Source organism: Pseudomonas sp. AC083 (genome assembly GCF_979253165.1).
In genome coordinates this window covers 199804-225576 of the sequence record NZ_CEEDDH010000001.1, presented here as the reverse complement: position 1 = coordinate 225576, position 25773 = coordinate 199804, and the positions used below count along the sequence as shown (strand labels likewise).

At 61.5% G+C, this 25773-nt stretch carries 18 protein-coding genes; 11 read left to right on the top strand and 7 right to left on the bottom strand.

Going from position 1 to position 25773, the window contains the following annotated elements:
- Positions 1–7 precede the first annotated feature (7 nt).
- From AC0IXA_RS00945 to mapR, 3 genes are all read left to right on the top strand, one after another.
- Positions 8–256: a DUF3203 family protein gene (locus tag AC0IXA_RS00945; protein WP_016774630.1), complete on the top strand. Its 249-nt coding sequence runs from the start codon at positions 8–10 to the stop codon at positions 254–256.
- 195 nt (positions 257–451) lie between these two features.
- On the top strand, positions 452–1882 hold the full coding sequence (ccoG, locus tag AC0IXA_RS00940) for a cytochrome c oxidase accessory protein CcoG (protein ID WP_471811193.1): 1431 nt from the start codon (positions 452–454) through the stop codon (positions 1880–1882).
- 130 nt (positions 1883–2012) lie between these two features.
- On the top strand, positions 2013–3422 hold the full coding sequence (gene mapR, locus AC0IXA_RS00935; RefSeq protein ID WP_160769086.1) for a GntR family transcriptional regulator MpaR: 1410 nt from the start codon (positions 2013–2015) through the stop codon (positions 3420–3422).
- A gap of 131 nt (positions 3423–3553) precedes the next feature.
- On the opposite strand, the gene AC0IXA_RS00930 is transcribed toward mapR, so the two are convergent.
- From AC0IXA_RS00930 to tpx, 7 genes are all read right to left on the bottom strand, one after another.
- Positions 3554–4300, bottom strand: coding sequence for an SDR family oxidoreductase (locus AC0IXA_RS00930; protein WP_123442552.1), 747 nt, complete (start codon positions 4298–4300; stop codon positions 3554–3556).
- A 119-nt stretch (positions 4301–4419) separates the two neighbouring features.
- Positions 4420–6501, bottom strand: a complete 2082-nt coding sequence (locus AC0IXA_RS00925; RefSeq protein ID WP_471811191.1) for a putative bifunctional diguanylate cyclase/phosphodiesterase — start codon at positions 6499–6501, stop codon at positions 4420–4422.
- A 436-nt stretch (positions 6502–6937) separates the two neighbouring features.
- Entirely contained in the window at positions 6938–8407 is a 1470-nt protein-coding gene (locus AC0IXA_RS00920) for an efflux transporter outer membrane subunit (protein ID WP_465918105.1), read from the bottom strand.
- Positions 8404–11511: an efflux RND transporter permease subunit gene (locus AC0IXA_RS00915; protein ID WP_471811189.1), complete on the bottom strand. Its 3108-nt coding sequence runs from the start codon at positions 11509–11511 to the stop codon at positions 8404–8406. The genes AC0IXA_RS00920 and AC0IXA_RS00915 overlap by 4 nt, the downstream gene beginning before the upstream one ends.
- 139 nt (positions 11512–11650) lie before the next feature.
- On the bottom strand, positions 11651–14752 hold the full coding sequence (locus AC0IXA_RS00910) for an MdtB/MuxB family multidrug efflux RND transporter permease subunit (protein ID WP_471811187.1): 3102 nt from the start codon (positions 14750–14752) through the stop codon (positions 11651–11653).
- The gene (locus AC0IXA_RS00905; protein ID WP_129998667.1) at positions 14749–16053 is read right to left on the bottom strand and encodes an MdtA/MuxA family multidrug efflux RND transporter periplasmic adaptor subunit; all 1305 of its coding nucleotides are present in this window, start codon (positions 16051–16053) and stop codon (positions 14749–14751) included. Before AC0IXA_RS00905 ends, AC0IXA_RS00910 begins: the two co-directional genes overlap by 4 nt.
- A gap of 174 nt (positions 16054–16227) precedes the next feature.
- Positions 16228–16728 (bottom strand): thiol peroxidase, encoded by a 501-nt coding sequence (gene tpx / locus AC0IXA_RS00900; RefSeq protein ID WP_016774621.1) that lies wholly within the window; start codon positions 16726–16728, stop codon positions 16228–16230.
- Positions 16729–17240: 512 nt separating this feature from the next.
- On the opposite strand from tpx, the gene AC0IXA_RS00895 reads away from it, so the two are divergent.
- Genes AC0IXA_RS00895 through AC0IXA_RS00860 form a run of 8 tightly spaced genes read left to right on the top strand, consistent with a single transcriptional unit; the run spans position 17241 to position 25705 of the window.
- Complete coding sequence (locus tag AC0IXA_RS00895; protein WP_471811617.1) at positions 17241–18191, top strand: SphA family protein; 951 nt, start codon at positions 17241–17243, stop codon at positions 18189–18191.
- A 22-nt stretch (positions 18192–18213) separates the two neighbouring features.
- Positions 18214–19194, top strand: coding sequence for an AAA family ATPase (locus AC0IXA_RS00890; RefSeq protein WP_125926892.1), 981 nt, complete (start codon positions 18214–18216; stop codon positions 19192–19194).
- Positions 19191–20126, top strand: a complete 936-nt coding sequence (locus AC0IXA_RS00885) for a DUF58 domain-containing protein (RefSeq protein WP_471811184.1) — start codon at positions 19191–19193, stop codon at positions 20124–20126. The genes AC0IXA_RS00890 and AC0IXA_RS00885 overlap by 4 nt, the downstream gene beginning before the upstream one ends.
- A complete protein-coding gene (locus tag AC0IXA_RS00880; RefSeq protein ID WP_471811182.1) occupies positions 20123–20722 on the top strand; it encodes a DUF4381 domain-containing protein in 600 nt (199 codons plus the stop codon). Before AC0IXA_RS00885 ends, AC0IXA_RS00880 begins: the two co-directional genes overlap by 4 nt.
- A complete protein-coding gene (locus AC0IXA_RS00875) occupies positions 20709–21701 on the top strand; it encodes a vWA domain-containing protein (protein WP_471811180.1) in 993 nt (330 codons plus the stop codon). Before AC0IXA_RS00880 ends, AC0IXA_RS00875 begins: the two co-directional genes overlap by 14 nt.
- Before the next feature lies 1 nt (position 21702).
- Entirely contained in the window at positions 21703–23283 is a 1581-nt protein-coding gene (locus AC0IXA_RS00870; protein ID WP_471811178.1) for a VWA domain-containing protein, read from the top strand.
- Complete coding sequence (locus tag AC0IXA_RS00865) at positions 23280–24686, top strand: BatD family protein (RefSeq protein ID WP_471811176.1); 1407 nt, start codon at positions 23280–23282, stop codon at positions 24684–24686. The genes AC0IXA_RS00870 and AC0IXA_RS00865 overlap by 4 nt, the downstream gene beginning before the upstream one ends.
- Positions 24683–25705, top strand: coding sequence for an HAD family hydrolase (locus tag AC0IXA_RS00860; RefSeq protein ID WP_130910288.1), 1023 nt, complete (start codon positions 24683–24685; stop codon positions 25703–25705). The genes AC0IXA_RS00865 and AC0IXA_RS00860 overlap by 4 nt, the downstream gene beginning before the upstream one ends.
- Positions 25706–25773: the final 68 nt, after the last annotated feature.

The window sequence follows — 25773 nt, the reverse complement described above, 5'->3', positions numbered from 1 at the left end:
TGCCGCCATGCCCGTTCGAATCGATGAATCCAACCCCGAGCAGAAAGTGTGTTTTTTTACCGTCGAGCATGGTGAGGAAATTCGCATCTGCGACACCCTCGAAGTCCTGACCGATAGCGACAAAGCCATGTCGTTCGTGGAAATCGAAGGCAAACGCACCTACATCACCGAAGCAGAAGCCGATGCCTTGACCGTCGCCGGGGCCAAGGATGGGCGCAAACATCTGAAGGCTGATGACAGTGATTCGGTGGTTTGATTGACCTCGATCAACATCCGCCGCAGACGCCTGCAATAGGCGTTTGCGCCGCGCCTGGCAGGTTGCTTCAAGTTGTCGCAGGCACTGCGCCAAACCTCATCTGATCCGCTTTTTATTGCCAAACCTGAGTCTGTTCTGCAAACAGATCGGCGCTCATAGTGCATCGGCCTGATGGAGGCTGATGAGCGAACGAACATGAGCGAGCAAATCCCCGTCCGAACCGTAGAAGCAGCGCCGACGATAAGAAGCGTACCCGCGCGCCCACTGAAAGCGACTGCCGGATCCACCGACAAGCAGATCCACACTCGCAGTTTCACCGGCCTGTTCCGCAACCTGCGTATGAGCGGTGCCGGACTTCTGTTCGTGCTGTTCTTCGGCACCGTGTGGCTGAACTGGGGCGGTCGGCAGGCGGTACTGTGGGATCTGGCGGAAAGCAAATTCCACATCTTCGGCGCGACGTTCTGGCCGCAGGATTTCATTCTGCTCTCAGCGCTGTTGATCATTGCTGCGTTCGGACTCTTCGCCATCACCGTGTTTGCCGGTCGCGTCTGGTGCGGTTACACCTGCCCGCAGAGCTCGTGGACGTGGATCTTCATGTGGTGCGAGAAGATCACTGAAGGCGAGCGCAACCAGCGCATCAAACTGCAAGCGGCGCCGTGGAGCCTGAACAAACTGGCGCGGCGTGCCGCCAAACACACGTTGTGGCTGGCAATTAGCGTGATGACCGGCCTGACCTTCGTCGGCTATTTCACCCCGATCCGGCCGCTGGCCGAAGAGCTGCTGACCCTGCAGATCGGTGGCGTCAGTTTGTTCTGGGTGCTGTTCTTCGCCGCCGCCACCTACATCAACGCCGGTTGGCTGCGTGAGGCGGTATGCATGCACATGTGCCCGTATGCGCGGTTCCAGAGTGTGATGTTCGACAAGGACACGCTGACCATTGCCTACGACGCCGCACGCGGCGAAAACCGGGGTCCGCGCAGGCGTGACGTGCGCCCGGTCGAAGCCGGCCTGGGTGATTGCATCGACTGCCAGTTGTGCGTGCAGGTCTGCCCGACAGGCATCGACATCCGCGATGGCTTGCAAATGGAATGCATCGGCTGCGCAGCATGCATCGACGCCTGCGATTCGATCATGGACAAAATGCATTACCCGCGCGGCCTGATCCGCTACAGTTCCGAGCGCGAATTGCAGGGCGGCAAGACCAACCTGCTGCGTCCGCGTTTGATTGGCTATACGGCGGTGTTACTGGTGATGATTGGAGCGTTAGCACTGGCACTCATCGAGCGGCCAATGGTGTCGCTGGACGTGACCAAGGATCGCGGGTTGTTCCGCGAGAACGCTCAAGGCCAGATCGAGAATATTTATTCGCTGAAAGTGATCAACAAGACTCAGCAACGGCAGGATTACCGGTTGAGTCTGGTTGATGGCGACGGGTTTGAGTTGCAGGGCAAAACAGCATTGAGCCTGGCGCCCGGGGAGATTGTCGATGTGCCGGTGTCGGTGGCGATGACCACCGAGCGCCCGGCGAGCAGTTCGCAGACATTGAGTTTCAGGATTGAAGACAGTGACGAGCCGCAGGTATACAGCGTGGCGAAGAGCCGCTTTGTGGCGCCGATGAATCGTTGATTGCCCTTAGACTGCGGTGCTTTCATTCGCGAGCAGGCTCGCTCCCACAGGAAATCGCGGTCGTTGTGGGAGCGAGCCTGCTCGCGAATGGAGGCGACGCGATTCCTTAGAGACCCCATTCGGATCCACCATGAAACGCTACGAAAAATTCGCCGACGACATCGCTGAACTGATCCGCTCCGGCGTCCTCGGCCCTGGCCAGCGGGTACCGTCGGTGCGCTATGCCAGCCAGGCTTACGGGGTCAGCCCGTCGACAGTATTCCAGGCCTATTACCTGCTCGAACGCCGCGGCCTGATCCGCGCCCGGCCGCGCTCCGGTTACTTCGTCAACGCCCATACACCGAGCACATTTTCCGAGCCGGTGATCAGCAGCCAGGTCAACGAATCCACCGAGGTCGACGTCAGCGAACTGGTGTTCTCGGTGCTCGATTCGATCAAAGACCCCAACACCGTGCCCTTCGGCTCGGCCTTCCCCAGCCCGACGCTGTTCCCGCTGCAACGCCTGTCGCGCTCCCTGGCCAGCGCCGCGCGGGAGATGGACCCGCGCATGGTCGTCACCGATATGTCCCCGGGCAACCCGCAACTGCGCCGACAGATTGCCCTGCGCTACATGGTCGGCGGGCTGATGTTGCCGATGGAAGAGCTACTGATCACCAACGGCGCTCTCGAAGCGCTGAACCTGTGCCTGCAAGCAGTGACCGAGCCCGGCGATCTGGTGGCCATCGAGGCCCCGGCGTTCTACGCCAGCCTGCAAGTGTTGGAGCGCCTGAAGCTCAAAGCCGTGGAAATCCCCGTGCACCCGCGTGACGGCATCGACCTCGGCGTGCTCGCGCAAACTTTGGAACGCCATCCGATCAAGGCCTGCTGGTGCATGACCAGTTTCCAGAACCCGATGGGCGCGACCGTGCCCGAGGCGAAGAAACAGGAGCTGGTCGAACTGCTGCGTCAGCATCAGGTGCCGTTGATTGAGGACGACGTCTACGCCGAGCTTTATTACGGGCAACAGGCGCCAAAACCGGCCAAGGCTTTTGATACCGAAGGATTGGTCATGCATTGCGGCTCGTTCGCCAAAAGTCTCGCCCCCGGCTACCGCATCGGCTGGGTGGCGGCCGGGCGTTTCGCGCAGAAGATCGAGCGACTGAAGCTGATGACCTCGCTATGCGCTTCGATGCCGGCGCAAGCGGCAATTGCCGATTATCTGCAACACGGCGGCTACGATCGGCATCTGCGCAAACTGCGTTATGCCCTGGAAGAACAGCAGAGCGCGATGCTCGCGGCGATTGCTCGTTATTTTCCGGCGCAGACCCGGGTCAGCCAGCCGGCGGGCGGCTACTTTCTGTGGCTGGAATTGCCGGAGCAGATGGATTCGCTGAAGCTGTTTCAAATGGCATTGGCGCAAGGCATCAGCATCGCGCCGGGGCCGATTTTCTCGCCGACCCAGCGTTTCAGAAATTGCATTCGCTTGAATTACGGCAGCCCGTGGACCGAGGAATCGGAAAAGGCCATGGAGACGTTGGGGCGGATTGTGCGGTCGTTCTGAGGGATAGATTTTGTCTGGACTGGCCCCTTCGCGAGCAGGCTCGCTCCCACAGTTGATTTGTGAATACAGAACCAATGTGGGAGCGAGCCTGCTCGCGAAGAGGCCGGCGTTAACACCGCAAATCCACCGGCTTAACGCCCACCCCCCAAATCCACAAACGTCCCGGTCGCATAAGAAGCCTTGTCCGACAGCAACCAGACAATCGCTTCCGCCACTTCATCCGGCCGCCCGCCCCGGGCCATGGGAATCGCCGATTCGAGCTTGCTGACCCGATCCGGGTCGCCGCTCAGGGCATGGAAGTCGGTGTAGATGTAGCCCGGACGCACGGCATTGACGCGAATGCCCTCGCCCGCCACTTCTTTCGACAGACCGATGGTGAAGGTGTCGAGCGCGCCTTTGGATGCGGCGTAATCAACGTACTCGTTCGGCGAACCGAGGCGTGCCGCGACCGAGGAGACGTTGACGATGCTGCCGCCCTGCCCGCCGTGTTTGGGCGACATGCGCAGGATCGCGTGTTTGGCGCAGAGGATCGGCGCCAGCACGTTGGTTTTCATGATTTTGAGGATGCGGAATTCGGACATTTCATCGACTCGCGACTTCTGCCCGACGGTGCCGGCGTTGTTGACCAGGGCGGTAACCCGGCCCAGTTCGGCGTCGACGCGCTGAAACATCGCGATCACTTCGTCTTCGATACTGACATCGGCGCGGACCGCGATGGCCTGGGCGCCCAGGGCGCGAACCTGCTCTAGTACGTTGTGTGCGGCCTGTTCATCCGACTGATAGTTGATGCAGATCCGGTAGCCCTGTTCGGCTGCCAGCAATGCCGTAGCCGCGCCGATTCCGCGCCCGCCACCGGTGATGACAATGACTTTATCCATGCTGGCCTTCCCCCACTTGCACACGTAACAGTCGGGGGAAGAATAACTGCGATTGGCGGGTTTTGCATGTGGCGCCGATCCGGCCGCCTTCGCGAGCAAGCTCGCTCCCGCAGGGTCTCTCAGACCACCGCCAGCCGTTGCCCGCGCACGATGTCCTGCATGAAGCGCTCCGCCGGCATCGGGTGGCCAAGCAGATAGCCCTGCAGCGAATCACAGCCCAGTTTGGTCAGGAAATCCTGTTGCGCGCCGGTCTCGACACCCTCGGCGACAATCCGCAGATCCAGGGCCTGCCCCAGCGCGACAATCGCCGAGACGATCGCCGCATCATCGCTGTCGTGCTCCAGATCACGGACGAAACCACGGTCGATCTTCAGCTCATTGGCCGGCAGGCGCTTGAGGTACATCAGGCTGGAATAACCGGTGCCGAAGTCGTCGATCGACAGGTCGACGCCCATGTCCGACAGCTCTCGCAGGACGGTCATGCTCGCGTCAGCGTCGCTCATGGCCGTGGTTTCGGTGATTTCCAGGGTCAGGCTGTTGGCCGGCAAGTGGTGGGTCGCCAGCGCCTTGGCCACGCTTTGCACCAGCCCGGCATGGCAGAACTGCAAGGCCGAGAGGTTCACGGCAATGCGCCAGTCGGTGTAACCGAGCACGTACCATTCGCGCATCTGCCGGCAGGCTTCATTGAGCACCCATTCGCCCATCGGAATGATCAGCCCGGTTTTCTCCGCCAGATCGATGAATTTATCCGGCATCAGCATGCCATGCAGCGGATGCTTCCAACGCAGCAGCGCTTCGGCACCGACGGGGCGACCGTTGGCGGCGTCGAATTTGGGTTGGTAATGCAGGCAGAACTGGTTGTGCTCGATGGCCGCGCGCAGGTCCTGCAACAGTTGCAGTTGTTTGCGCGCGTTGGTGTTCATCGACGCATCGAAGAAGCTGTAGCCGTTTTTGCCGCCGCCCTTGGCGTGGTACATCGCGGCGTCGGCGTTCATCAGCAGTTCCTGGGCGTTGGCGCCGTTGCCCGGATACAGGGCAATGCCGACACTGGCGGAAATCTGCAGATCATGCTCGGCGACGCGGAACGTGCGACCGATCAGGCCGACCTGACGCGCGGCCAGGCTCAAGGCGTCATTGGGCTCGCTCAAGCGCACCAGCAAAACGAACTCATCGCCGCCGATTCGCGCCAGGGTGTCCTGGCTGCGCAAGTCTTCACGCAGACGCGCGCCGACCTCACGCAGCAATTGGTCGCCCATGTGATGGCCGAATGCGTCGTTGACCGGTTTGAAACCGTCGAGGTCGATGAACATCAAGGCGAAGCAGCCGCCCTGCTCTTCAACTTTTCTGATCGCCTGATTGATGCGGTCGTCGAGCAACATGCGATTAGGCAGACTGGTCAGCGGATCGTGCAAGGCCAGTTGGGTGAGTTCGCGGTTGGCTACGGTCAACGAGTGCGCCAGATCAGCGGTGCGCGCTTCGAGGCGGGCATCGAGAATCGAGGTCAACAGGGCAATCGACAGCACCGCCAACGTGGTGACCACGACCAGACTGTCGAGGCCATTGCCCTTCAAGCCATTGAGCGTCGCGCCGCAGAAACTGCCGTCAGGAAATTGCGCCGCCGCCATGCCGGTGTAGTGCATGCCGACAATCGCCACACCCATGATCACCGCCGCGCCGGCACGAATCAGCCGCACATAGGGCGAATGCTGGCGCAGGCGAAAGGCAATCCACAACGCCGCCGCCGAGGCGCCGACGGCAATCAGCAAGGAGGCGCTGAACAATGTCGGGTCGTAATCGATGCCCGGGGTCATGCGCAGCGCGGCCATACCGGTGTAATGCATGGCGCTGATGCCCGCCCCCATGATCAGCGCACCGAAGGCCAGTTGCGCCAGGGGCAGCTTCGGCTGGCTGACCAGCCACAAGGCGAAACCGCAGGACAGCACCGCGATCAGCAGCGACAACGCAGTGAGGGCGAAGTCATAGCCCAGGTCGATCGGCAATTTGAAGGCGAGCATGCCGATGAAATGCATCGACCAGACGCCAACGCCCATCGCCAACGCCCCGCCCGCCGTCCAGAAATGCACGGCCCGGCCTTTCGCCGTGGCGATGCGCCCAGTCAGGTCGAGCGCCGTGTAGGAAGCCAGAATGGCCACGCACAACGAGATGAAAACCAAAGTGAAGGAATAGCTGCCGATGAGCATGGACGTTCTCGTGACAAGCCGAAACCGTACTGCTTCCATTCTCGGTCGGGCAAATGCGGCGATTGTACTGATTGCGCGGAAGAACGCACTGACAAAGTAACCAAATTGCCATCAAGCCGATGAAACGCTTGTTCGATCGTCCTACAAGGCTCTGCACTGGGCTTTAAGCACACCCTGTGAAAGCGATCTCACGCCATACACTAATCCCTGTGGGAGCGAGCCTGCTCGCGAAGGCGTCGGCACAGCCAGCATCGTAGTTGCCTGACCCACCGCTTTCGCGAGCAGGCTCGCTCCCACAATTTTTCAGCGTCCAGCCACCCCTCACCATTCGAACTCGAATCCCTGTGGGAGCGAGGTTGCTCGCGAAGGCGTCGGCACAGCCACCATCGTAGTTGCCTGACCCACCGCTTTCGCGAGCAAGCTCGCTCCCACAGGTTCAGCGGTTGTCGCTGACGTCCAGTTGGCCGTCCCAGCCGCCGCCCAGTGCGGCGATCAGTTGCACGCTGGCGATCAGTCGGTTCTGCAGAATATTCAGCACACTGCGTTCGTTGCTCAGCGCCGTGGCCTGCACAACGACTACGTCGATATAAGCAATCAGGCCCGCCTTGTACTGGTTTTCCGTCAGGCGCAGGGAATCGCGGGCGGCATCCAGCGCTTCCTGGCGTACCGCCGCTTCGTCTTCATACACCTTGAGCTGGACCAGGTAGTTTTCCACCTCGCGGAAGCCGTCGAGCACGGTCTGCCGGTAGCGGGCGACGGTTTCGTCATAGGCCGCCTCGCTGCGGTCAACCTCGGCCGAACGAATGCCGCCGTCGAACAGCGGCAGAGAAAGCTGCGGGCCGACCGACCAGAAACGGTTCGGCAGGCTGATCAGGTTTTTCGAGGTACTGCTGCTGTAGCCGCCGCTCAGGCTCAGGGTCAGGTCCGGGTAATACGCGGCTTTCGCCACGCCGATGTTGGCATTGGCGGCAATCACCGAGCGTTCGGCCGAAGCGATGTCAGGACGGCGTTCCAGCAGTTGTGAAGGCAAGCTCAGCGGTACCTGCGGCAGATTCGGGATGCTCTGGCTTTCGGCAATGCTGAAGTTGGCCGGTGCTTCGCCGGTCAGTACGGCGATGGCATTTTCAAACTGTGCGCGCTGCCAGATCAGATCGACCAGATCGGCCTGGGTGCTTTTCAACTGGGTTTGGGCCTGCGCCACCGCATCGCGCCCGGAAACCCCGGCACGATACTGGTTCTGGGTCATTTTCAGCGAGCGTTCATAAGCGGCAACGGTGGCCTCGAGCAGACGCTTCTGCTGATCGATGACGCGCAGTTGCAGGTAGTTCTGCACCAGTTCCGATTGCTGACTCAGACGCATCGCTGCCAGATCGGCAAAGCTCGCCTGGGCGTTGGCCTCGTCGGCCTCCAGGCCACGGCGCAGCTTGCCCCAGACATCGGCTTCCCAACTGACGCCCAGTTGCGCGGTGTAGGTATCACGAATACCGCTTGAGGAACTGCTCAGGCTCGAACTGCTGCTGCCGGTGCCCTGACTCGAGCGGTTCTTGCCCAGACTCAGGTCGACACTGGGGTAAAACGCCCCGCGTGCACTACGCACCAAAGCCTGCGCCTGACGAAACTGCGCTTCGGACTGGGCAACGGTCTGGTTGGAGCTGTTGAGTTTTTCGATCAAGGCGTTGAGCTGTTGGTCGCCGTACAACTCCCACCAGGCGCCACGGGCCAGCGAGTCGCTGGGATTGGCCTGACGCCAGCCCTCGGCTTCCTTGAACTGAGCGATTTCGGCAGTTTGCGGGCGCTGGTAGTCCGGGCCGACTGCGCAAGCGCTGAGCAGCGCCACGCACAGTGACAGGCTCAACAGGCGCGAGCCGCGAACGGTGGCCAATTGGATAAGCGAACGGTCAGTCATAGCGGAGTTTCCAGAGCGGCATCAGTGCGCACGCCACGCCATTTGTTGAAGCGATGGCGCAGCTTGTCGAGATAAAGGTAAACCACCGGGGTGGTGTAAAGGGTCAGGACCTGGCTGAACACCAGGCCGCCAATGATCGTCAGTCCCAGCGGCTGGCGCATTTCCGCACCCTCGGCACGGCCGAGCAGCAACGGCAAGGCGCCGAGGATCGCCGCCAGCGTGGTCATCAGAATCGGTCGCAGGCGTTGCAGGCAGGCGCTGCGGATCGACTCCAGCGGCGACAGGCCCTCATGCCGCTCCAATTGCAGCGCCAGATCGATCATCAGAATGGCGTTCTTTTTCACCACGCCGATCAGCAGGAATATCCCCAGCAGGGAAATCAGGCTGAACTCGCCCCCCAGTGCATAAATCGACAGCAACGCGCCAACCCCGGCCGAGGGCAAAGTCGAGAGAATGGTCAGCGGGTGAATGTAGCTTTCATACAGCACACCGAGCACCAGATACACGGCCAGCAACGCACCGAGGATCATAAATGGCTGGCTCTTCTGCGTGGCCGCGAAAGCATCAGCGGTGCCGGCCATTTTCGCAATCACATCCTCCGGCAGGCCGACCTTGGCGATCGCCCGTTCAATGGCGGCACTGCCCTGCTCTACGGTCACGCCTTCGGCCATGTCAAAGGAAATGCTTTCGGACGCGAACTGGCCTTCATGACTGACCCGGTCGTTTTCCAGGCTGTTTTCGTAATGGGCGAACGTCGACAGCGGCACCCGCGCACCGTCAGCGGTAATCACCTCGACCTGCTTGAGCGTCACCGGATCCTGGGCGTATTTCGGATTGACCTCCATCACCACCTGGTACTGGTTGAGGCTGTCGTAGATCGTCGAAATCTGCCGCTGGCTGTAAGCGTTATTGAGCACCGCGGTGACCATGTTCATGTCGACCCCCAGGCGTTTGGCCTGATCCCGGTCGACAATCAGCGTCACCTGTTGCGCCCCGGCACCTTCGCGGGCATCGATGGCGGTCAGCTCGGGCAAGGCACGCAACGCGGTGACCACTTTCGGGAACCACTTGCGCAGCTCGGCGAGGTCGCCGCTCTGCAGGATGTAGGTGTATTGCGAACTGGTCTGCTCGCGGCCGCCACCAAACTGCAGATCCTGGTCGGCCATCAGCATCAACTGCGCCCCGGGCACTTTGGGCATTTCCTTGCGCAGGCGTTCTATGACCTTCTGCGCTGAAAGCTGGCGCTCCTTGATCGGCTTCAGGCGCACGATCATGAACGCGTTGTTGGTGCCGTTGTTGCCGCCGATGAACCCGGCCACGCTTTCCACCGCTTCATCCTTGAGCACGGCGCGGCGGAAGGTTTCCATTTTCGGCTGCATGACGTTGAACGACAGACCGTCGTCGCCACGCACGAAACCGATCAACTGGCCGGTGTCCTGCTGCGGCAGGAAGGTTTTCGGCACCACCACATAAAGCGCGATGTTGACGCCAACGGTGAGCAGCAGACTGAACAAGGTCAGACGGCGATGACGCAATACCCAGTCGAGGCTGGTGGCGTATTTGCCGACCATCCAGTCGTTGGTCTTGTGGCTCCAGCGTTGCAGGCGGTTTTCCTGGCCCGGCGTGTGCGGCTTGAGCCAGCGCGCGCAGAGCATCGGTGTCAGTGTCAGGGACACCACCAGCGACACCACGATTGCCGCCGCCAGGGTGATGGAAAATTCGCGAAACAGGCTCTCGACCAGCCCGCCCATGAACAGGATCGACAGGAACACCGCCACCAGCGAGACGTTCATCGACAGCAGGGTAAAGCCGACTTCCTTGGCCCCGAGGTACGCCGCCTGCATCGGTTTGACGCCTTCGTCGATGTGCCGGGAAATGTTTTCCAGCACCACGATGGCGTCGTCCACCACTAGACCCGTGGCGAGAATCAGCGCCATCAGCGACAGGTTGTTCAGCGAGAACCCGTACAGGTACATCACCGCAAAGGTACCGACCAGCGACACCGGCACCGCCAGGGTCGGGATCAGCGAGGCGCGGAAGTTACCCAGAAACAGGTACACCACCAGCACCACCAGGGCGACGGCGATCAGCAAGGTCATCTCGGCTTCATGCAGCGTAGCCTTGATCACTGGCGAGCGATCCATGGCCAGATTGAGTTTGACGCTGGCCGGCAGCACCGCTTGCAGCGCGGGCAACTGCGCCTTGATCTCGTTGACCGTCTCGATGATGTTGGCGCCGGCCTGACGGTTGATCACGAGCAATACCGCCGCGTCGTCGTTGAAGAAACCGCTGTTGTAACGGTCTTCGACGCCATCGCTGACTTTCGCCACATCCTTGAGACGCAATGCGGCGCCGTCGGCGTAGTGAATGATCAGCGACTCATAATCCTTGGCTTTCTCCAACTGGTCGTTGGCCTGGATCTGCCACAAGCGCTCGCCGTCCTCGACCGAACCCTTGGGCCGGCGCACGTTAGCGTCGGCAATGGTCTTGCGTACATCGTCGAGGGCCACGCCGTACTGGTTGAGGGTCTGCGGTTCGAGTTCGATGCGAACCGCCGGCAGCGAACTGCCACCGATCTGCACTTCACCAACGCCCTGCACTTGCGACAGGCTTTGCGAAAGGATGGTCGAGGCCAGGTCGTAGAGCTGGCCTTTTTCCAGCACATCCGAGGTCAGCGACAGCACCATGATCGGCGCCTGCGACGGGTTGACCTTTTTATACGTCGGCATGCTGCGCATCCCGCTCGGCAGCAGATTGCGCGAAGCATTGATCGCCGCCTGCACCTCCCGCGCCGCGCCGTTGATGTCGCGGTCGAGGTCAAATTGCAGAATCACCCGCGTCGAACCCTGACTGGAACGGCTGCTCATGGTGTTGACGCCGGCAATCGCACCGAATGAACGCTCCAGCGGCGTCGCCACCGTCGAAGCCATCACCTCGGGACTGGCGCCCGGCAGACTGGCCTGAACCACGATCACCGGGAAATCCATCTGCGGCAATGGCGATACCGGCAACAGACCGAAGCTGACCCCGCCGAGCAACATGATGGCCAGCGAGAGCAGCATGGTGGCCACGGGGCGTTTGATGAAGGGACCTGAAAGATTCATGCGCTCCAGCCCCTACCGCCGAACCCTGTGGGAGCGAGCTTGCTCGCGAATGCGGTATTACATTCAACATTGAAAGTGACTGACCCACCGCTTTCGCGAGCAAGCTCGCTCCCACAAGGGATATATGCTGATTGCGGGGTCATACCGCGACCTCGTCACCTTCGGCTTTGGCTTTGCCAAAGCGCCTTCCGAGGCGGTCGAAGTACAGGTAAATCACCGGCGTGGTGAACAGCGTCAACACCTGGCTCACCAACAAACCGCCAACCATCACCAGCCCCAACGGCTGACGCAATTCAGCGCCAGACCCGGTGGCCAGCATCAGCGGCACTGCGCCGAACAACGCGGCCAGTGTAGTCATCAGAATCGGCCGGAAGCGCAGCAACGCCGCTTGATAGATCGCCTCCGCCGGGGCCATGCCCTGGGTGCGTTCGGCGTCGAGGGCGAAGTCGATCATCATGATTGCATTCTTCTTGACGATACCGATCAGCAGGATGATGCCGATGATCGCGATCATGCCCAGGTCGTTGCCGCTGAGCAGCAACGCCAGCAAGGCACCGACTGCGGCGGACGGCAAGGTCGAAAGAATGGTGATCGGGTGGATGTAGCTCTCGTAGAGCACGCCCAGGACGATGTACATGGTCACCACCGCCGCCAGAATCAGCAGCAAGGTGCTCGACAGCGAAGCCTGGAACGCCTGCGCCGCGCCCTGGAACTGAGTCTGCACGCCGACCGGCATGCCGATGTCCTGCTGTACCTGCTCGATGATGTCCACGGCGTGCCCCAACGCCACGCCCGGCGCGAGGTTGAACGACATCATCACTGCCGGAAACTGGCCGATGTGGGTGATCGCCAATTGCGCCTGACGCTCTTCGACATGCGCCAGACTCGACAAGCGCACCTGCGCGCCGTCGGTGGTCTTGACGTGAATCTGATCCAGCGCCTGCGGGCCGATCTTCTCCCCGGCCTGGGCTTGCAGCACCACGCGATACTGGCTGGCCTGAGTATAAATGGTCGAAATCTGCCGCTGGCCGAAGGCGTCGTACAGCGCATCGGTGATATTCGCCACCGACACGCCAAGGCGCGATGCGGCGTCGCGGTCGATCACCAGATAGACCTGCAAGCCTTTGTCTTGCAAATCACTGGCAACGTCGGTCAACTCCGGACGCTGCGCCAGGGCTTCGACCAGACGTCCGCTCCACTGGCTGAGCAATTCCGAGTCCGGCGAAGACATGCTGAACTGATACTGGGTGCGGCTGACCCGATCCTCGATGGTCAGATCCTGCACCGGCTGCATGAACAAACGAATGCCGACCAGTTTGTCCAGTTGCGGTTGCAGGCGGGAAATCACTTCGCTGGCCGTCAGATCGCGCTCGCCATGGGGCTTGAGGTTGATCAGCAAGCGGCCGCTGTTGAGCGTGGCGTTGTCGCCGTCGACGCCAATGTAGGACGACAGGCTCTGCACCGCCGGATCTTCGAGAATGATCTTCGCCAGTTGCTGCTGCCGTTCGCCCATCGCCGCGAAGGAGATCGACTGCGGCGCTTCGGAAATACCCTGAATCACGCCGGTGTCCTGCACCGGAAAGAAACCCTTCGGCACGATCACGTACAGGAACACGGTCAACGCCAGTGTGCCGATGGCGACCAGCAAGGTCAGCGGCTGATGCTTGAGCACCCAGCGCAGCATCCGCCCGTATTCGTTGATCATCCAGTCGATGAACGCACCGCTGGCGCGGTAGAAACGGCCTTGCTCGTGCTCCTGCGGTTCACGCTTGAGCAGGCGCGCGCACATCATCGGCGTCAGGGTCAGCGACACCACCAGGGAAATCAGGATCGCCACCGCCAGGGTGATGGCGAACTCGCGGAACAGGCGCCCCACTACATCGGCCATGAACAGCAACGGAATCAGGACGGCGATCAGCGACAGGGTCAGGGAAATCAGGGTGAAGCCGATCTGTTTCGCGCCCTTGAGCGCGGCCTGCATCGGGCTGTCACCCTCTTCGATGAAGCGTGAAATGTTCTCGAGCATGACGATGGCATCGTCGACCACGAAGCCGGTGGCAATGGTCAGCGCCATCAACGTCAGGTTGTTCACCGAGAAACCGGCGAGGTACATCACGCCAAAGGTGCCGATCAACGACAGCGGCACGGCCACCGAGGGAATGATCGTCGCACTGGCGCGGCGCAGAAACAGGAACGTGACCATGACCACCAGCGCGATAGCGATCAGCAGTTCGTGTTGCACATCGGTGACCGAGGCACGGATGGTCTGGGTGCGATCCGTCAGCACCGTGACGTCGAGGCCGGCCGGCAGGTTGTCGGTGATGCTCGGCAGCAAGGCCTTGATGCGGTCGACCACTTCGATAACGTTGGCGCCCGGCTGACGCTGGATGTTCAGCAACACCGCCTGATTCTGGTTGGCCCACGCGGCCAGACGCTCGTTCTCGGCGCCATCGACGATTTCCGCGACGTCCTTGAGCCGCAACGGCGCGCCGTTCTTGTAGGTCAGGATCAGATTCGCGTAGTCCTCGGGCGAGGTCAGTTGGTCGTTGGCATCGAGCATCGACACCCGGGTCGGGCCATCGAAGTTGCCTTTCGGCTGGTTGACGTTGGAGGCGCCGATCAGCGTGCGCACGTCCGACAGGTTGAGGCTGTTGGCCGCGAGCGCTTCGGGGTTGACCTTGATCCTCACGGCCTGACGCTGGCCACCAGCGATGCTGACCATGCCGACGCCGCTGATCTGGGCGATCTTCTGCGCCATGCGCGTATCGACCAAGTCATTGAGCTTGGGCAGCAGCATGGTTTTCGAAGTGATGGCCAGGGTCAGCACCGGGGTGTCCGCCGGGTTGACCTTGTTGTACACCGGCGGCGCCGGCAGGTCGGTAGGCAGCAGGTTGGTCGCGGCGTTGATCGCGGCCTGCACCTGCTGTTCGGCGACGTCCATGTTGATGTCGAGGCTGAAACGCAGGGTCAGCACCGAAGCGCCGCCGGAGCTGGTCGAAGCCATTTGCGTCAGGCCCGGCATCTGCCCGAACTGGCGTTCAAGCGGTGCGGTGACGGCGCTGGTCATCACGTCCGGACTGGCGCCGGGGTACAGGGTCATGACGCGGATGGTCGGGTAATCGACCTGCGGCAAGGCCGAAACCGGCAGCAGGCGATAAGCGATCAGGCCGGCCAGGACAATGGCCAGCATGCTCAGGGTGGTGGCTACCGGACGGAGGATGAACAGCCGCGATATGTTCATGCGCCCTTCTTGGCCTTTTCAGCGGTGGTCGCATCGGGATTGGCGGCGGATTTGCCTTGCAGGTGTTCGGTCGGCGAGGTCGGTACTTCGCTGCTGTCATTGACCACTTCGACTTCGCTGCCCTCCTTCAGGCGATCGGTGCCTTCAAGCACAACGCGATCGCCCGCGGCGAGGCCTTCGGTGACCACGGTGTTGTCACCGTCGCTGGCACCGATTTTCAGTTGGCGAATGGTGACTTTCTTGTCGCCGTCCAGCGCATAGACGAAGGTGCCGTTGGTACCGAACTGGATCGCTGCCGACGGCGCCAGCACTACACCTTTCAGCGTGTCTGCCAGTAAATGGACGTTGACGAACTGATTGGGAAACAGGGACTGGTCGCGATTGTCGTAGCGGGCCTTGAACTTGAGGGTGCCGGTAGCGACGTCGATCTGGTTGTCGAGGCTTTGCAGCACGCCGGTGGCTTGCAGCTTGGTGTCGCCGCGATCCCAGGCTTCGGCAGGCAACTTGGCGCCGCTGCGGTAACGGGCCAGCACGGTGTCGAGGCTGTTCTCCGGCAGGGTGAAGGCCACGCTGATCGGTTGCGTCTGGGTGATCACCGCGAGGAACGTGGTGTCGTTGGCGGCGACGAGGTTGCCGACGTCGACCTGACGCAGACCGACGCGACCGGCAATCGGCGCGCGGATCTTGGTGAATTCGAGATTGAGCTTGGCATCGTTGACCGCTGCCTGATTGGTCTTGACCGTGCCCAAGTATTGGCCGACCAGTGCTTCGGCGGTGTCGAGGGTCTGTTTGGCGATGCTGTCTTCTTTATACAGCCCACGATAACGCTCGACGTCGACCTGGGCGTTTTTCAGTTGCGCCTGATTTTGCAGCAACGTGCCTTCTGCCTGGAGCAAAGCATTCTGGTAAGGACGCGGATCGATCTCGGCCAGCAGGTCGCCCGCCTTGACCATCTGGCCTTCTTCGAAATGAATCTTCACCAGCTCGCCGCCCACCCGGCTGCGCACGTTGATGGTATTGAGCGCGGTGACCGTGCCCAGTGCCTTGTAATACAGCGGGAAGTCGCCCTTCACCGCCGGCGCCACACGCACCGGAATCGGCCCGGTACCGCCGCCGAAGCCCGGCCGCATCATTCCCGAGCGCCCGGTATGGCCGGCGGCCGCTTTGTCGCCGCCCGCCTTGTCAGCAGAGCCGGCGGGCCAGAACTTCCAGCACAGGACAGCGATGACCAACAGGACCAGCAGGCTGATCAGCCAGCGACGGGATTTGCGGGGGGACGATTGCATGGAGTTATTGACCATTGGGCGCGTGGGCTTCTATTACGGGAGGCTGAACGATAAGCACTGAGTGGATTTAAGCAAAGCAGCTTTACCGGCAATTTACCTTCCACTTACGTTTCAAGGTATGAGGCAAAACCCTGATACACAAATGAAAACGGCCTGGACAGGGCCAGGCCGTTAACAATTGTAAAAGCCTTACTTGAGAACGGACAGTGCCGCTTCGTAGTTAGGCTCTTCGGCGATTTCCTTGACCAGTTCGCTGTGCAGGACGGTGTCGTTTTCGTCCAGCACCACAACGGCGCGAGCGGTCAGGCCTTTCAGCGGGCCGTCAGCAATGGCCACGCCGTAGTTTTCGATGAACTCGCTGCCGCGCAGGGTCGACAGGTTCTGTACGTTTTCCAGACCTTCGGCGCCGCAGAAGCGCGCCTGGGCGAACGGCAGGTCAGCGGAGATGCACAGCACCACGGTGTTGCTGATGTCGTTGGCCTGGGCGTTGAACTTGCGCACGGAGGTGGCGCAGGTCGGGGTGTCGACGCTTGGGAAAATGTTGAGGACTTTGCGCTTGCCGGCGAAGTCTTTCAGGGTGACGTCGGACAGATTGCCGGCTACCAGGGAAAAGGCTGGCGCCTTGGAACCGGCTTGTGGCAACTGGCCGTTGACTTGAACCGGATTGCCTTTGAGGGTGACTTGAGCCATGACTTGAGTCCTTCTGTTTTTTGATTGGAAAGCATGCAAGAGGCGGAAGTTAACCACGAAATCGGCTGACGACCTATGCCCCGTTGGAAATTGTTGGGCGCTCGGCTGCGAGATTGTATACAAGTCCTGTGGGAGCGAGCCTGCTCGCGAAATCAGGTATCGATATCAGAAACGTGTGTCAACTGGACTACCGCTTTCGCGAGCAGGCTCGCTTCCACAGAGTTTGCAGTGCCGCCCCAACCACCTTCGATTCAGCCCGGCTCCGACGATTAGAGGTGTGATATGTGCACCGCGTCGCCTCCACCAACGAATTAATTCCTTCGACTGGCTAACCCCCGATTAGCTGCTAGTTTCAGAAGGACGTGTCCTACAGGCTTGATAAGCAAAGGGATAACGCAGTAGCGGCGCGACAGTGCTCAGTTGTCCGGAAAAACACCATGGAATCGGGAATGATCTGCAGTCGAGCCGGGAATAGAGGATTTCTGCCGGGGCCGGGTGGCGCGGCGTTTACCATGCTCAAGCCACGGAGCGGGCGTCTCCTCCTCTTGCTGTGCCTGGGTGTCAGTCCATCGCTGTTCGCTGCGGAAGGTGGCGTGGGCCGGCCGATCACGGGCCAGCAAGTGTTCGCCAATGCTGGCATCGTGCCGCCGGAGCCGGGCTGGGTAATGTCGTTGACCAGCATCTGGTACGACGGCTCGCTCAAGGGCAGCGACGGCGCACCGATTTCCGGCGCGATCAGTGGCGGGATCGACATGAAAGTCTCCTACACCGTGGCCAACTTCACTCATGTCTGGAACACCGGCAAGGGCCGCTGGAATTTCGCTTCGGCAATGGGCCTGCCGGTGCAATACACCGACATCAAGGCGAGCATCACCGGCCCGCGCGGGCGCACGTTGGGTGACAGCGATTCCGGCACGCAGTTTGCCGATGCGCTGATCACCCCGCTCGCCGCCGGTTATCACTTCGACGAACTCAATCATCTCTCGCTGTCGCTACCGATCTACGTGCCGACCGGTGCCTATAACAAGGATCGCCTGGCCAATCCCGGACAGAACAATTACACGTTCATGCCGACCGTGGCCTTTACCCATCTCGACGGCAAGGGCGGCGAGTTCACTTTGTCCAGCGGGCTGGAGTTCTACACCGAGAACGACGCTACCGATTATCGCAACGGCAACATCTTCACCCTCGACGCCCTCTGGACTCACGGCTTGGGCAATGGCTGGAACGCCGGACTTGCCGCTGGCTACGTGCGGCAACTGACTGACGACAAAGGCCAGACCGCCGATGTCTTCAACGGCTATCGCGGCCGTTCGGTCGGCGCCGGCCCGGTAATTGGCTGGGCCGGAAAATTCGCCGATGCCCAGGCCAATATCAGCGCGCGCTGGGTGCCGGAGTTCGACACCAAAAACCGCCCCGAAGGCAACGGCTTCAGCGTCAATCTGACCCTGGCGTTTTTCTAGACCCGGACACAAAGGACTGCCCATGACAGCGCTCACCGACCTCAACGCCCTGCAAGCCAGCATCGCCGAAGCGGTGCTCGGCCAGGATCAAGTCATCCGGCAGATTCTGCTCGGGCTGTTGGCCAATGGTCATTTGCTCCTGGAGAGCCTGCCCGGGCTGGCCAAGACACGCACGGTCAAGGCACTGGCCAAACACCTTGATGCCAAGATGAGCCGAATCCAGTTCACCCCCGACCTGTTGCCCTCGGACATCACTGGCGCCGAGGTGCTGCACCAGGTCGAGGGCAAAAACGAGATCCGATTCCAGCCAGGTCCGCTGTTCGGCAATCTGATCCTCGCCGACGAAATCAACCGCGCCCCGGCCAAGGTCCAGGCGGCGCTGCTCGAAGCCATGGAGGAACGCCAGATCACCGTCGCCGGCAACAGCCATGCGCTACCGGAGCTGTTCATCGTGGTGGCGACGCAGAACCCGATCGAGCAGGAAGGCACCTACCCACTGCCGGAAGCGCAGATGGACCGTTTTCTGATGAAGGTGCTGCTCGATTACCCCAGCGCCGAAAACGAAAGCCAGGTGCTGCGCCTGCTGCGCAACGAAGAGTTTGCCCAAGGTGCGAGCACCACGCCGGTGAAGAATTTCACTTTGGCGCAGGAGGTGATTTTTGCTGCGCGCAAGGAAGTCAGCGCGGTGCACGTTTCACCGGCCATCGACACTTACCTGATCGACCTGATCAACGCCACCCGCCACCCCGCCGACTACGACGAAGACCTCGCACGCTGGATCGCCATTGGTGCCAGTCCCCGTGGCGGCATTGGCCTGGACCGCTGCGCCCGTGCCGATGCGTGGCTGCAGGGGCAGGATTTCGTTTCGCCGGACAACGTCCGCGCCGTGGTCCATCCGGTGTTGCGCCATCGTTTGCAGCTGAGTTACGACGCGGTTGCCGATGGCGTCAGCGCCGATCAGGTGCTCGACCGGATTCTCGACAAAGTGGCGATTCCCGCATGAACGACGAAGGTCTGGTCTACGTCTCTCTCGCGCAATTGATGGCGCTGGAGTTCAAGGCCCATGACCTGAGCTTTCTTGCCCGGCAGCCGCAGGGCAGCATCCTCGCCGGCAACCACGCCTCGCGGCTGCGCGGTCGCGGGCTGAATTTCGACGAGTTGCGCCGCTATCAACCGGGCGATGATCTGCGCCACCTCGACTGGCGCGCTTCGTTGCGTACCGGCAAACCGGTGGTGCGCACTTTCACCGAAGAACGCGACCGCCCGGCCCTGATCGTGGTCGACCAGCGCATGTCGATGTTCTTCGGCTCGCAGCGCAGCTTCAAATCGGCAGTCGCCGCCGAACTCGCCGCGCTGGCGGCGTGGATGGTTTTTCACGCCGGGGATCGGGTCGGCGGTCTGGTCTTCAACGACCAGCGTATCGACAGCATCGCGCCGTTGCGCAGTCGCAAGCGTGTCGAAGCGCTGCTCAGCCGCGTAGTGCAGCAAAACCGCGCGCTGAACGCCGGTAATCCCGACGCCGAAGATGAGGACCAACTGGACAAAGCCTTGCAGCGCTGCCTCGGTGTGGCCGGGCACGACCACTTGATCTGCATCGTCAGCGACTTTGCCGGTGCCGGTGAACGCACCTTGCAATTGATGCGGCAGCTGTCGGCGCACAACGATGTGATTGCCTTGCAGGTCTATGATCCGCTGGCGCTGAAACTGCCGAACAACGGTCGCCTGCTGGTCACCCAGGGCGAGTTGCAGGTCGAACTGGCGATCGAGAAACGTAACGTGCAGCAGCCGCTGGGGGATTTTCTCAGCGGGCGGCTCAAGGACGTCGCCACCCTGCTGCGCCGCAGTCAGGTGCCGCTGATGATGATCAGCACCGCCGAGGACGCCCATGGGCAGCTGCGCGCCGAACTGGGCAAAAGCGCCGGGGGCGCGCGATGAACCCGAATATCCCCAGCATTGATCAGCTCAAGGAGCTGGCCCTGCCCGCGCCCGTCAGCTATGCGCCGCAAACGTGGGGCTGGTGGCTGTTGCTGGCGTTGCTGATATTCGCCGCGCTGTTGCTCGGCCTGCGCAGATATTGGCAATGGCGCCGCGACCGCTATCGCCGTGAAGCCCTTGCCCGACTGGCACAGTTGCGCGGCCGCAGTGACGATCTCAATGCCCTGCGCGAATTGCCAGAGCTGCTCAAACGCACGGCCCTGTCCATGCCCACTCGATCGTGGCGCTGGAGTGCATCCCCTGTGGGAGCGAGCCTGCTCGCGAAGACGTCAGCGCATGCAATACCTCGATCCACTGACACAGCGCTTTCGCCAGCAGGTTCGCTCCCACAAGGGCCGGCGGCGCTTGGCAAAGATGACTGGCAGGAATTTCTACAACGGCATTGCAAAAACAGAATGCCCGCCGACTTCAGCACTCAACTGGCCCAACTCGCCTACGCGCCGGACCCCGTATTGCGCGCCCTCCCCGCAGCGCAACGGCAAATGCTCTTCGACAGCTGCCAATACTGGGTGGAGCATCACCATGTGGCAGCTTGATTACCCCTGGTTGTTACTCCTGCTGCCGCTGCCCTGGCTGGCTTACCGCTTTCTGCCCGCCTACAACGAAGCCCGCAGTGCCGTGCGCGTACCGTTTTTCGGCGCGATGAGCCGCGCGGTCGGCGAAGCGCCAGGCACCGCGGGCAGTCGACGCAATCGCTGGCAACTGCTGCTCAATGTGCTGGTGTGGGCGCTGATTCTGCTGGCCGTGTCACGTCCGGTGTACGTCGAAAAGCCGATCGAACGCCAGCAACCGGTGCGCGACCTGATGCTCGCCATCGACCTTTCGCAGTCGATGGAAACCGAGGATTTCACTAACGCCCAAGGCGAAAAAATCAATCGCCTGGCGGCGGTCAAAGGCGTGGTGCAAGGCTTCATCGACAAACGCAAGGACGACCGCATCGGCCTGATCGTATTTGGCAGCGGTGCCTATCCACAGGCCCCGCTAACCCTCGATCACGCCAGCCTGTCGTTGTTGCTGGCCGATACCGGGATCGGCATGGCCGGCCCCAACACGGCGATCGGTGACGCGATCGGGCTCAGCCTGAAGTTGCTCGACAAGGCCCATGAGCAGGAAAAAGTACTGATTCTGCTGACCGATGGCAACGACACCAGCAGCGCGATCACCCCGGATCACGCCGCCGAAATGGCGGCCAACAAAGGCGTGGTCATTCATACCATCGGCATCGGCGACCCCGACGCTTCCGGCGAAGCGAAGGTCAATCTGCAAGGCCTCGAACAGATCGCCAATACCACCGGCGGCCGCTTCTTCCGCGCCGAAGATCGCGCGGCACTGGATCAGGTCTACACCACCCTTGACCAGCTCACCCCGCATCAGGTGAAAACCCTTAGCCATCAACCGCAGCGAGAACTGTTCTACTGGCCGCTGGGTGCAGCATTGCTGTTGTTGGCGCTGTATCAGCTCGGCGCGTTGTTGAACCCGCGTCTGATGGATGCGCGGCACCGGCAGGAAGCCTGAGATGGAAATCAACCTCAGCGATTTCCACTTTCTGCGCCCGCTGTGGCTGTTGCTTGCGCTGTTCGGCGCAATGCTGCCACTGATCTGGCGTCGCAGCCGCGACCTGCAAAAACGCCTGCGCGGCAATATCGCCGAACACTTGCTGCCGCACTTGTTGATCACCCCGCAGGATCACCAGCGCTGGCGCCCGGTGCACCTGCTCTGTGCGCTGCTGATCCTCGGCGCACTCGCCGCGGCCGGGCCGACGTGGGAACAGGATCGCCCGGACTTTCTCGAGAACCGCGCACCACTGATCGTTGCCGTCGACCTTTCGCCGTCGATGGACGCCAACGATGTGCAGCCGACGCGGCTGGAGGCGGTCAAGCACAAGCTGCATGATCTGCTGCAACGTCGCGCCGCTGCGCGGACCGCACTGATCGCCTATGCCGGCAGCGCGCATCTGGTGCTGCCACCGACCGACGATCCGGCGCTGCTCGACAGTTTCATCCAGGCCCTGGGCACGGGCTTGATCGACAAACCCGGCAAGAACGTCGCCGCCGTGATCGATCAAGCGAAACGCTTGCTCAGCGCCGAGAACACCCCGGGCAGTCTGCTGCTGATGACTGATGGGGCCGATACCACGCAACTCGATGATCTGCAAAAACACCTCGACGGCAGTGCCTTGCAGGTTCTGGTTCTGGCGGTGGGCAGCGAAGACGCGGGCGTCATCACTAACGCCAGCGGCCAACCGAAAATCGACAGTAGCGGGCGACCGGTGCTCGGCAGCTTCGATCAAGCGGCCCTCAAGCAATTGGCCTCGGCCGTCGACGCGCCGCTCGGCAGCCTGACCCTCAATAACGATGACCTGGAGTGGATCGAGTTGCACGCCCGCCAACACTTCCAGAGCGCCAGCGCCGAACAGCGCGAATTGCACTGGAAGGACGCCGGTTACTGGCTCTGCTGGCCATTGCTGTTACTGGCGCTGTTCAGCGTACGCAAAGGCTGGAGCGTCAACTGGATGCCGGCGCTGTTTTTGGCCGTAGGGTTGGGCTGGCCTGCGGCGCCGGCGCAGGCCAACGCCCTCACCGATGCGTTTTTCACCCGCGACCAACAAGGCCGCTGGGCGTTTGAGCATGATCGTTTGCCCGAAGCCGCGGCGCTGTTCGTCGACCCGTACTGGAAAGGCGTCGCGGCCTATCACGCTGCCGATTACGACTTGGCTATGGCGACCTTTGCCCGCCTGGACACGCCGCAGGCGTATTTCTACCTGGGCAACATTTACGTGCGCCGCTTCAAGTTCTATCAGGCGATTGCCGCCTACAGCGAGGCGTTGAAACTGCAGCCGCAATTTCCCGAAGCGAGCGCCAATCTGGCCTTGGCTCAGGCACTGCTCAAGGACACCGAAAGCGCCGAGAAAAACGCTCCGCAAACCAAACCCGATGAAGTCAAATTCGACAAGGAACCCGGTAAAGGTCAGAGCAAAAAGGTCGAGACCCAGCAAGCGGCGTCCGACGCGCTGTGGCTGGAGAACCTGACCACCTCGCCGGCGAAGTTTCTACGGCAGAAATTCAGTCTGCAGGATCAGCAGGGAGATCGGCCATGAACCGTATTGCGGCCTTCGCGAGCAGGCTCGCTCCCACAGGAAAACCGTGGACTCCAAGTGGGAGCGAGCCTGCTCGCGAAGAGGCCCGGACGCTCAGCGCAAAGCTCAGCGCCCTGCTGCTGACCAGCCTGCTCTCTCTGAATGTTTTTGCCGCCCCAGCGCAACTGAAGGTCGAGGCTCACCTCAACCCCAGCGAAGGCGCGATGGTCGGCGGCCTGGTCGAACTGCAACTCGACGTGCTCACCGACACCTGGTTCACCAGCGCCGCCGCCCTGCCCGATCTGCAACTCGACGGTGCGCTGGTAATGCCGCCGAACGGCCAGGCGCAGCATCTGAACCAGACCATCGATGGTCAATCGTTCAATGGCTTGCGCTATAGCTATCTGATCACGCCCAACGTCGCGCGCAGTTTCGATATCCCGGCGCTGACCGTACGCGCCAGACTGGGCCAGGCCACTGAAGAAATCAGCGCACAAAGCCAGCCGCTGAGTTTCAGCGCCGCCCAGCCGCCCGGTTTCGCGCCCGGGGAGACGCCTTTGGTCGCCAGTGGGTTGCGCTTGAAACAGATCGTTACCAATTCGGCCACACCGCTGAAAGTCGGCGACAGCATCACCCGTGAGCTCACCCTGCAAGCCGATGGCGCGCTGGCGATGGCCCTGCCGATTCCGACCTTCAGTGATGTCGACGGCTTGAGTCGCTACGCGAAGACGCCACAAGTCACTGCGCTGGATGATGGTCGCGGCAATATCCTCGGCGGCCAACGTGTCGACAGCGCCAGCTATCGCATCGACAGTGCCGGTACTTACACGCTGCCGGCGATCCGCGTGAAATGGTGGGACGCCTCTGCGAAGCAGATACGTAGCGCTGAGGTGCCGGCCGTGAGCTTCGAGGCCGCGGCCAACAACGCCTATAAACCGGTGTTTTCGCTCGCCGAAGACCTCAGGCAACTGCAACAGAATCACTTGCACTTCTCCAGCCGCTGGCTGCTCTGGCTGGCGCTGGCGGTCGGCCTCGCCGTCGGTGTGTACTTGCTGCGGCCCGTCGCCGTTCGCGCCCATCAACGCTGGCTCGCACATAAACGGGCGAAGCAATTGGCCTGGCAGCATTCGCCCGCTTTCGCCTGGCAACAGATCGCCCCGCAACTGCAAGCCAGGCCGGCGCAACTGACCGCGCTGTACCTGTGGCTGCGGCGTAGTCGTCTGGGCTTGAAACTCACGGGCGCCGGTCCGCGCTTGCAGGGATTGTTACGCGGGCTTTACGGCCGTCAGTCTGCCGCCGATCAAACACTTGTTCAGCTTCGCCAATCGTTGTCTACGCTTCAAAGTCAGGTCGCCCGGCAACAGGCGAAACCCGCACCGGCCCTGCGCCCGCTCAACCCTGTGCATGAGAAGGATTTCACATGATCAACCCGTTGCTGCGTCGCCAACGTTTCGGTTTCGCCCTGCTGTTGACACTGGTTCTGCCCCTGCTGGCACAGGCGAATGAACCGCTGCCGTCATGGAACGAGGGCCCGGCCAAGAAGAGCATTATCGAGTTCGTCCAGGCCGTGACCGACCAGAGCAGCAAGGACTTCGTCAAACCGGCCGATCGCATCGCCGTGTTCGACAATGACGGCACCTTGTGGAGCGAACAACCGGCGTACTTCGAATTGCTGTTTGCCTTCGACGAGGTCAAGCGCACCGCCGCACAACACCCGGAATGGAAAACCACACAGCCGTTCAAAGCGGTGCTGGAAAATGATCACAAAGCCCTCGCCGCGTCGGGCATGGAGGGTTTGCTGAAGATCGTCGGCGCCACCCACAGCGGCATGACCACCGAAGCCTTCGATGACTACGCGAAAACCTGGTTCAGCCAGGCCCGCCACCCGAAAACCGGCAAGCCCTACACGGAAATGATCTTCCAGCCGATGCTGGAAATGCTCGACTACCTGCGCAGCCAGAACTTCAAGACCTACATCGTTTCCGGCGGCGATACCGGCTTCATGCGCGCCTTCGCCGAGAAGGTCTACGGCATCCCGCCGGAACAGGTGATCGGTACCACGTTCGTCACCTCTTACCAGTTCAAGGACGGCAAAGCGTCGATCGTGCGCACGCCGAAAGTTGCGCACAACGATGACGGTCCGGGCAAACCGGTCAGCATCGATGCGGTCATCGGTCGGCGGCCGATCCTCGCCTTTGGCAACTCCGACGGCGACCTGCAAATGCTGCAGTGGACCGCCGCCGGGCCGGGCAAGCGCCTGATGGGGCTGGTGCACCACACCGATGCCAAGCGCGAGTGGGCTTATGACCGGCAATCGAATATCGGCCGACTCGACAAGGCCCTCGATGAAGCGAATTCCCGTGGCTGGACGGTGGTGGACATGGCGTCGGAATGGCGCCGGATCTATCCGTTCGATCCGCCGGCAACCGAGCAAGTGCAATAAGAAAGCGTGATGCAGGAGAGCAGTAAACGTTTTTCGCAAAAAACGACCCCCGTGCAAAAGGAGCAAGT

Excerpts from the sequence above, each read along its gene's own strand:
- AC0IXA_RS00865 (WP_471811176.1), top strand. The coding sequence starts at position 23,280 with ATGAACCGTATTGCGGCCTTCGCGAGCAGGCTCGCTCCCACAGGAAAA.
- AC0IXA_RS00925 (WP_471811191.1), bottom strand. The coding sequence starts at position 6,501 with ATGCTCATCGGCAGCTATTCCTTCACTTTGGTTTTCATCTCGTTGTGC.
- AC0IXA_RS00945 (WP_016774630.1), top strand. The coding sequence starts at position 8 with ATGCCCGTTCGAATCGATGAATCCAACCCCGAGCAGAAAGTGTGTTTT.
- tpx (WP_016774621.1), bottom strand. The coding sequence starts at position 16,728 with ATGGCTCAAGTCACCCTCAAAGGCAATCCGGTTCAAGTCAACGGCCAG.
- AC0IXA_RS00860 (WP_130910288.1), top strand. The coding sequence starts at position 24,683 with ATGATCAACCCGTTGCTGCGTCGCCAACGTTTCGGTTTCGCCCTGCTG.
- AC0IXA_RS00930 (WP_123442552.1), bottom strand. The coding sequence starts at position 4,300 with ATGGATAAAGTCATTGTCATCACCGGTGGCGGGCGCGGAATCGGCGCG.
- AC0IXA_RS00915 (WP_471811189.1), bottom strand. The coding sequence starts at position 11,511 with ATGAATCTTTCAGGTCCCTTCATCAAACGCCCCGTGGCCACCATGCTG.
- AC0IXA_RS00890 (WP_125926892.1), top strand. The coding sequence starts at position 18,214 with ATGACAGCGCTCACCGACCTCAACGCCCTGCAAGCCAGCATCGCCGAA.
- AC0IXA_RS00910 (WP_471811187.1), bottom strand. The coding sequence starts at position 14,752 with ATGAACATATCGCGGCTGTTCATCCTCCGTCCGGTAGCCACCACCCTG.
- mapR (WP_160769086.1), top strand. The coding sequence starts at position 2,013 with ATGAAACGCTACGAAAAATTCGCCGACGACATCGCTGAACTGATCCGC.
- AC0IXA_RS00895 (WP_471811617.1), top strand. The coding sequence starts at position 17,241 with ATGCTCAAGCCACGGAGCGGGCGTCTCCTCCTCTTGCTGTGCCTGGGT.
- AC0IXA_RS00885 (WP_471811184.1), top strand. The coding sequence starts at position 19,191 with ATGAACGACGAAGGTCTGGTCTACGTCTCTCTCGCGCAATTGATGGCG.
- AC0IXA_RS00875 (WP_471811180.1), top strand. The coding sequence starts at position 20,709 with ATGTGGCAGCTTGATTACCCCTGGTTGTTACTCCTGCTGCCGCTGCCC.
- ccoG (WP_471811193.1), top strand. The coding sequence starts at position 452 with ATGAGCGAGCAAATCCCCGTCCGAACCGTAGAAGCAGCGCCGACGATA.
- AC0IXA_RS00920 (WP_465918105.1), bottom strand. The coding sequence starts at position 8,407 with ATGACTGACCGTTCGCTTATCCAATTGGCCACCGTTCGCGGCTCGCGC.
- AC0IXA_RS00880 (WP_471811182.1), top strand. The coding sequence starts at position 20,123 with ATGAACCCGAATATCCCCAGCATTGATCAGCTCAAGGAGCTGGCCCTG.
- AC0IXA_RS00905 (WP_129998667.1), bottom strand. The coding sequence starts at position 16,053 with ATGGTCAATAACTCCATGCAATCGTCCCCCCGCAAATCCCGTCGCTGG.
- AC0IXA_RS00870 (WP_471811178.1), top strand. The coding sequence starts at position 21,703 with ATGGAAATCAACCTCAGCGATTTCCACTTTCTGCGCCCGCTGTGGCTG.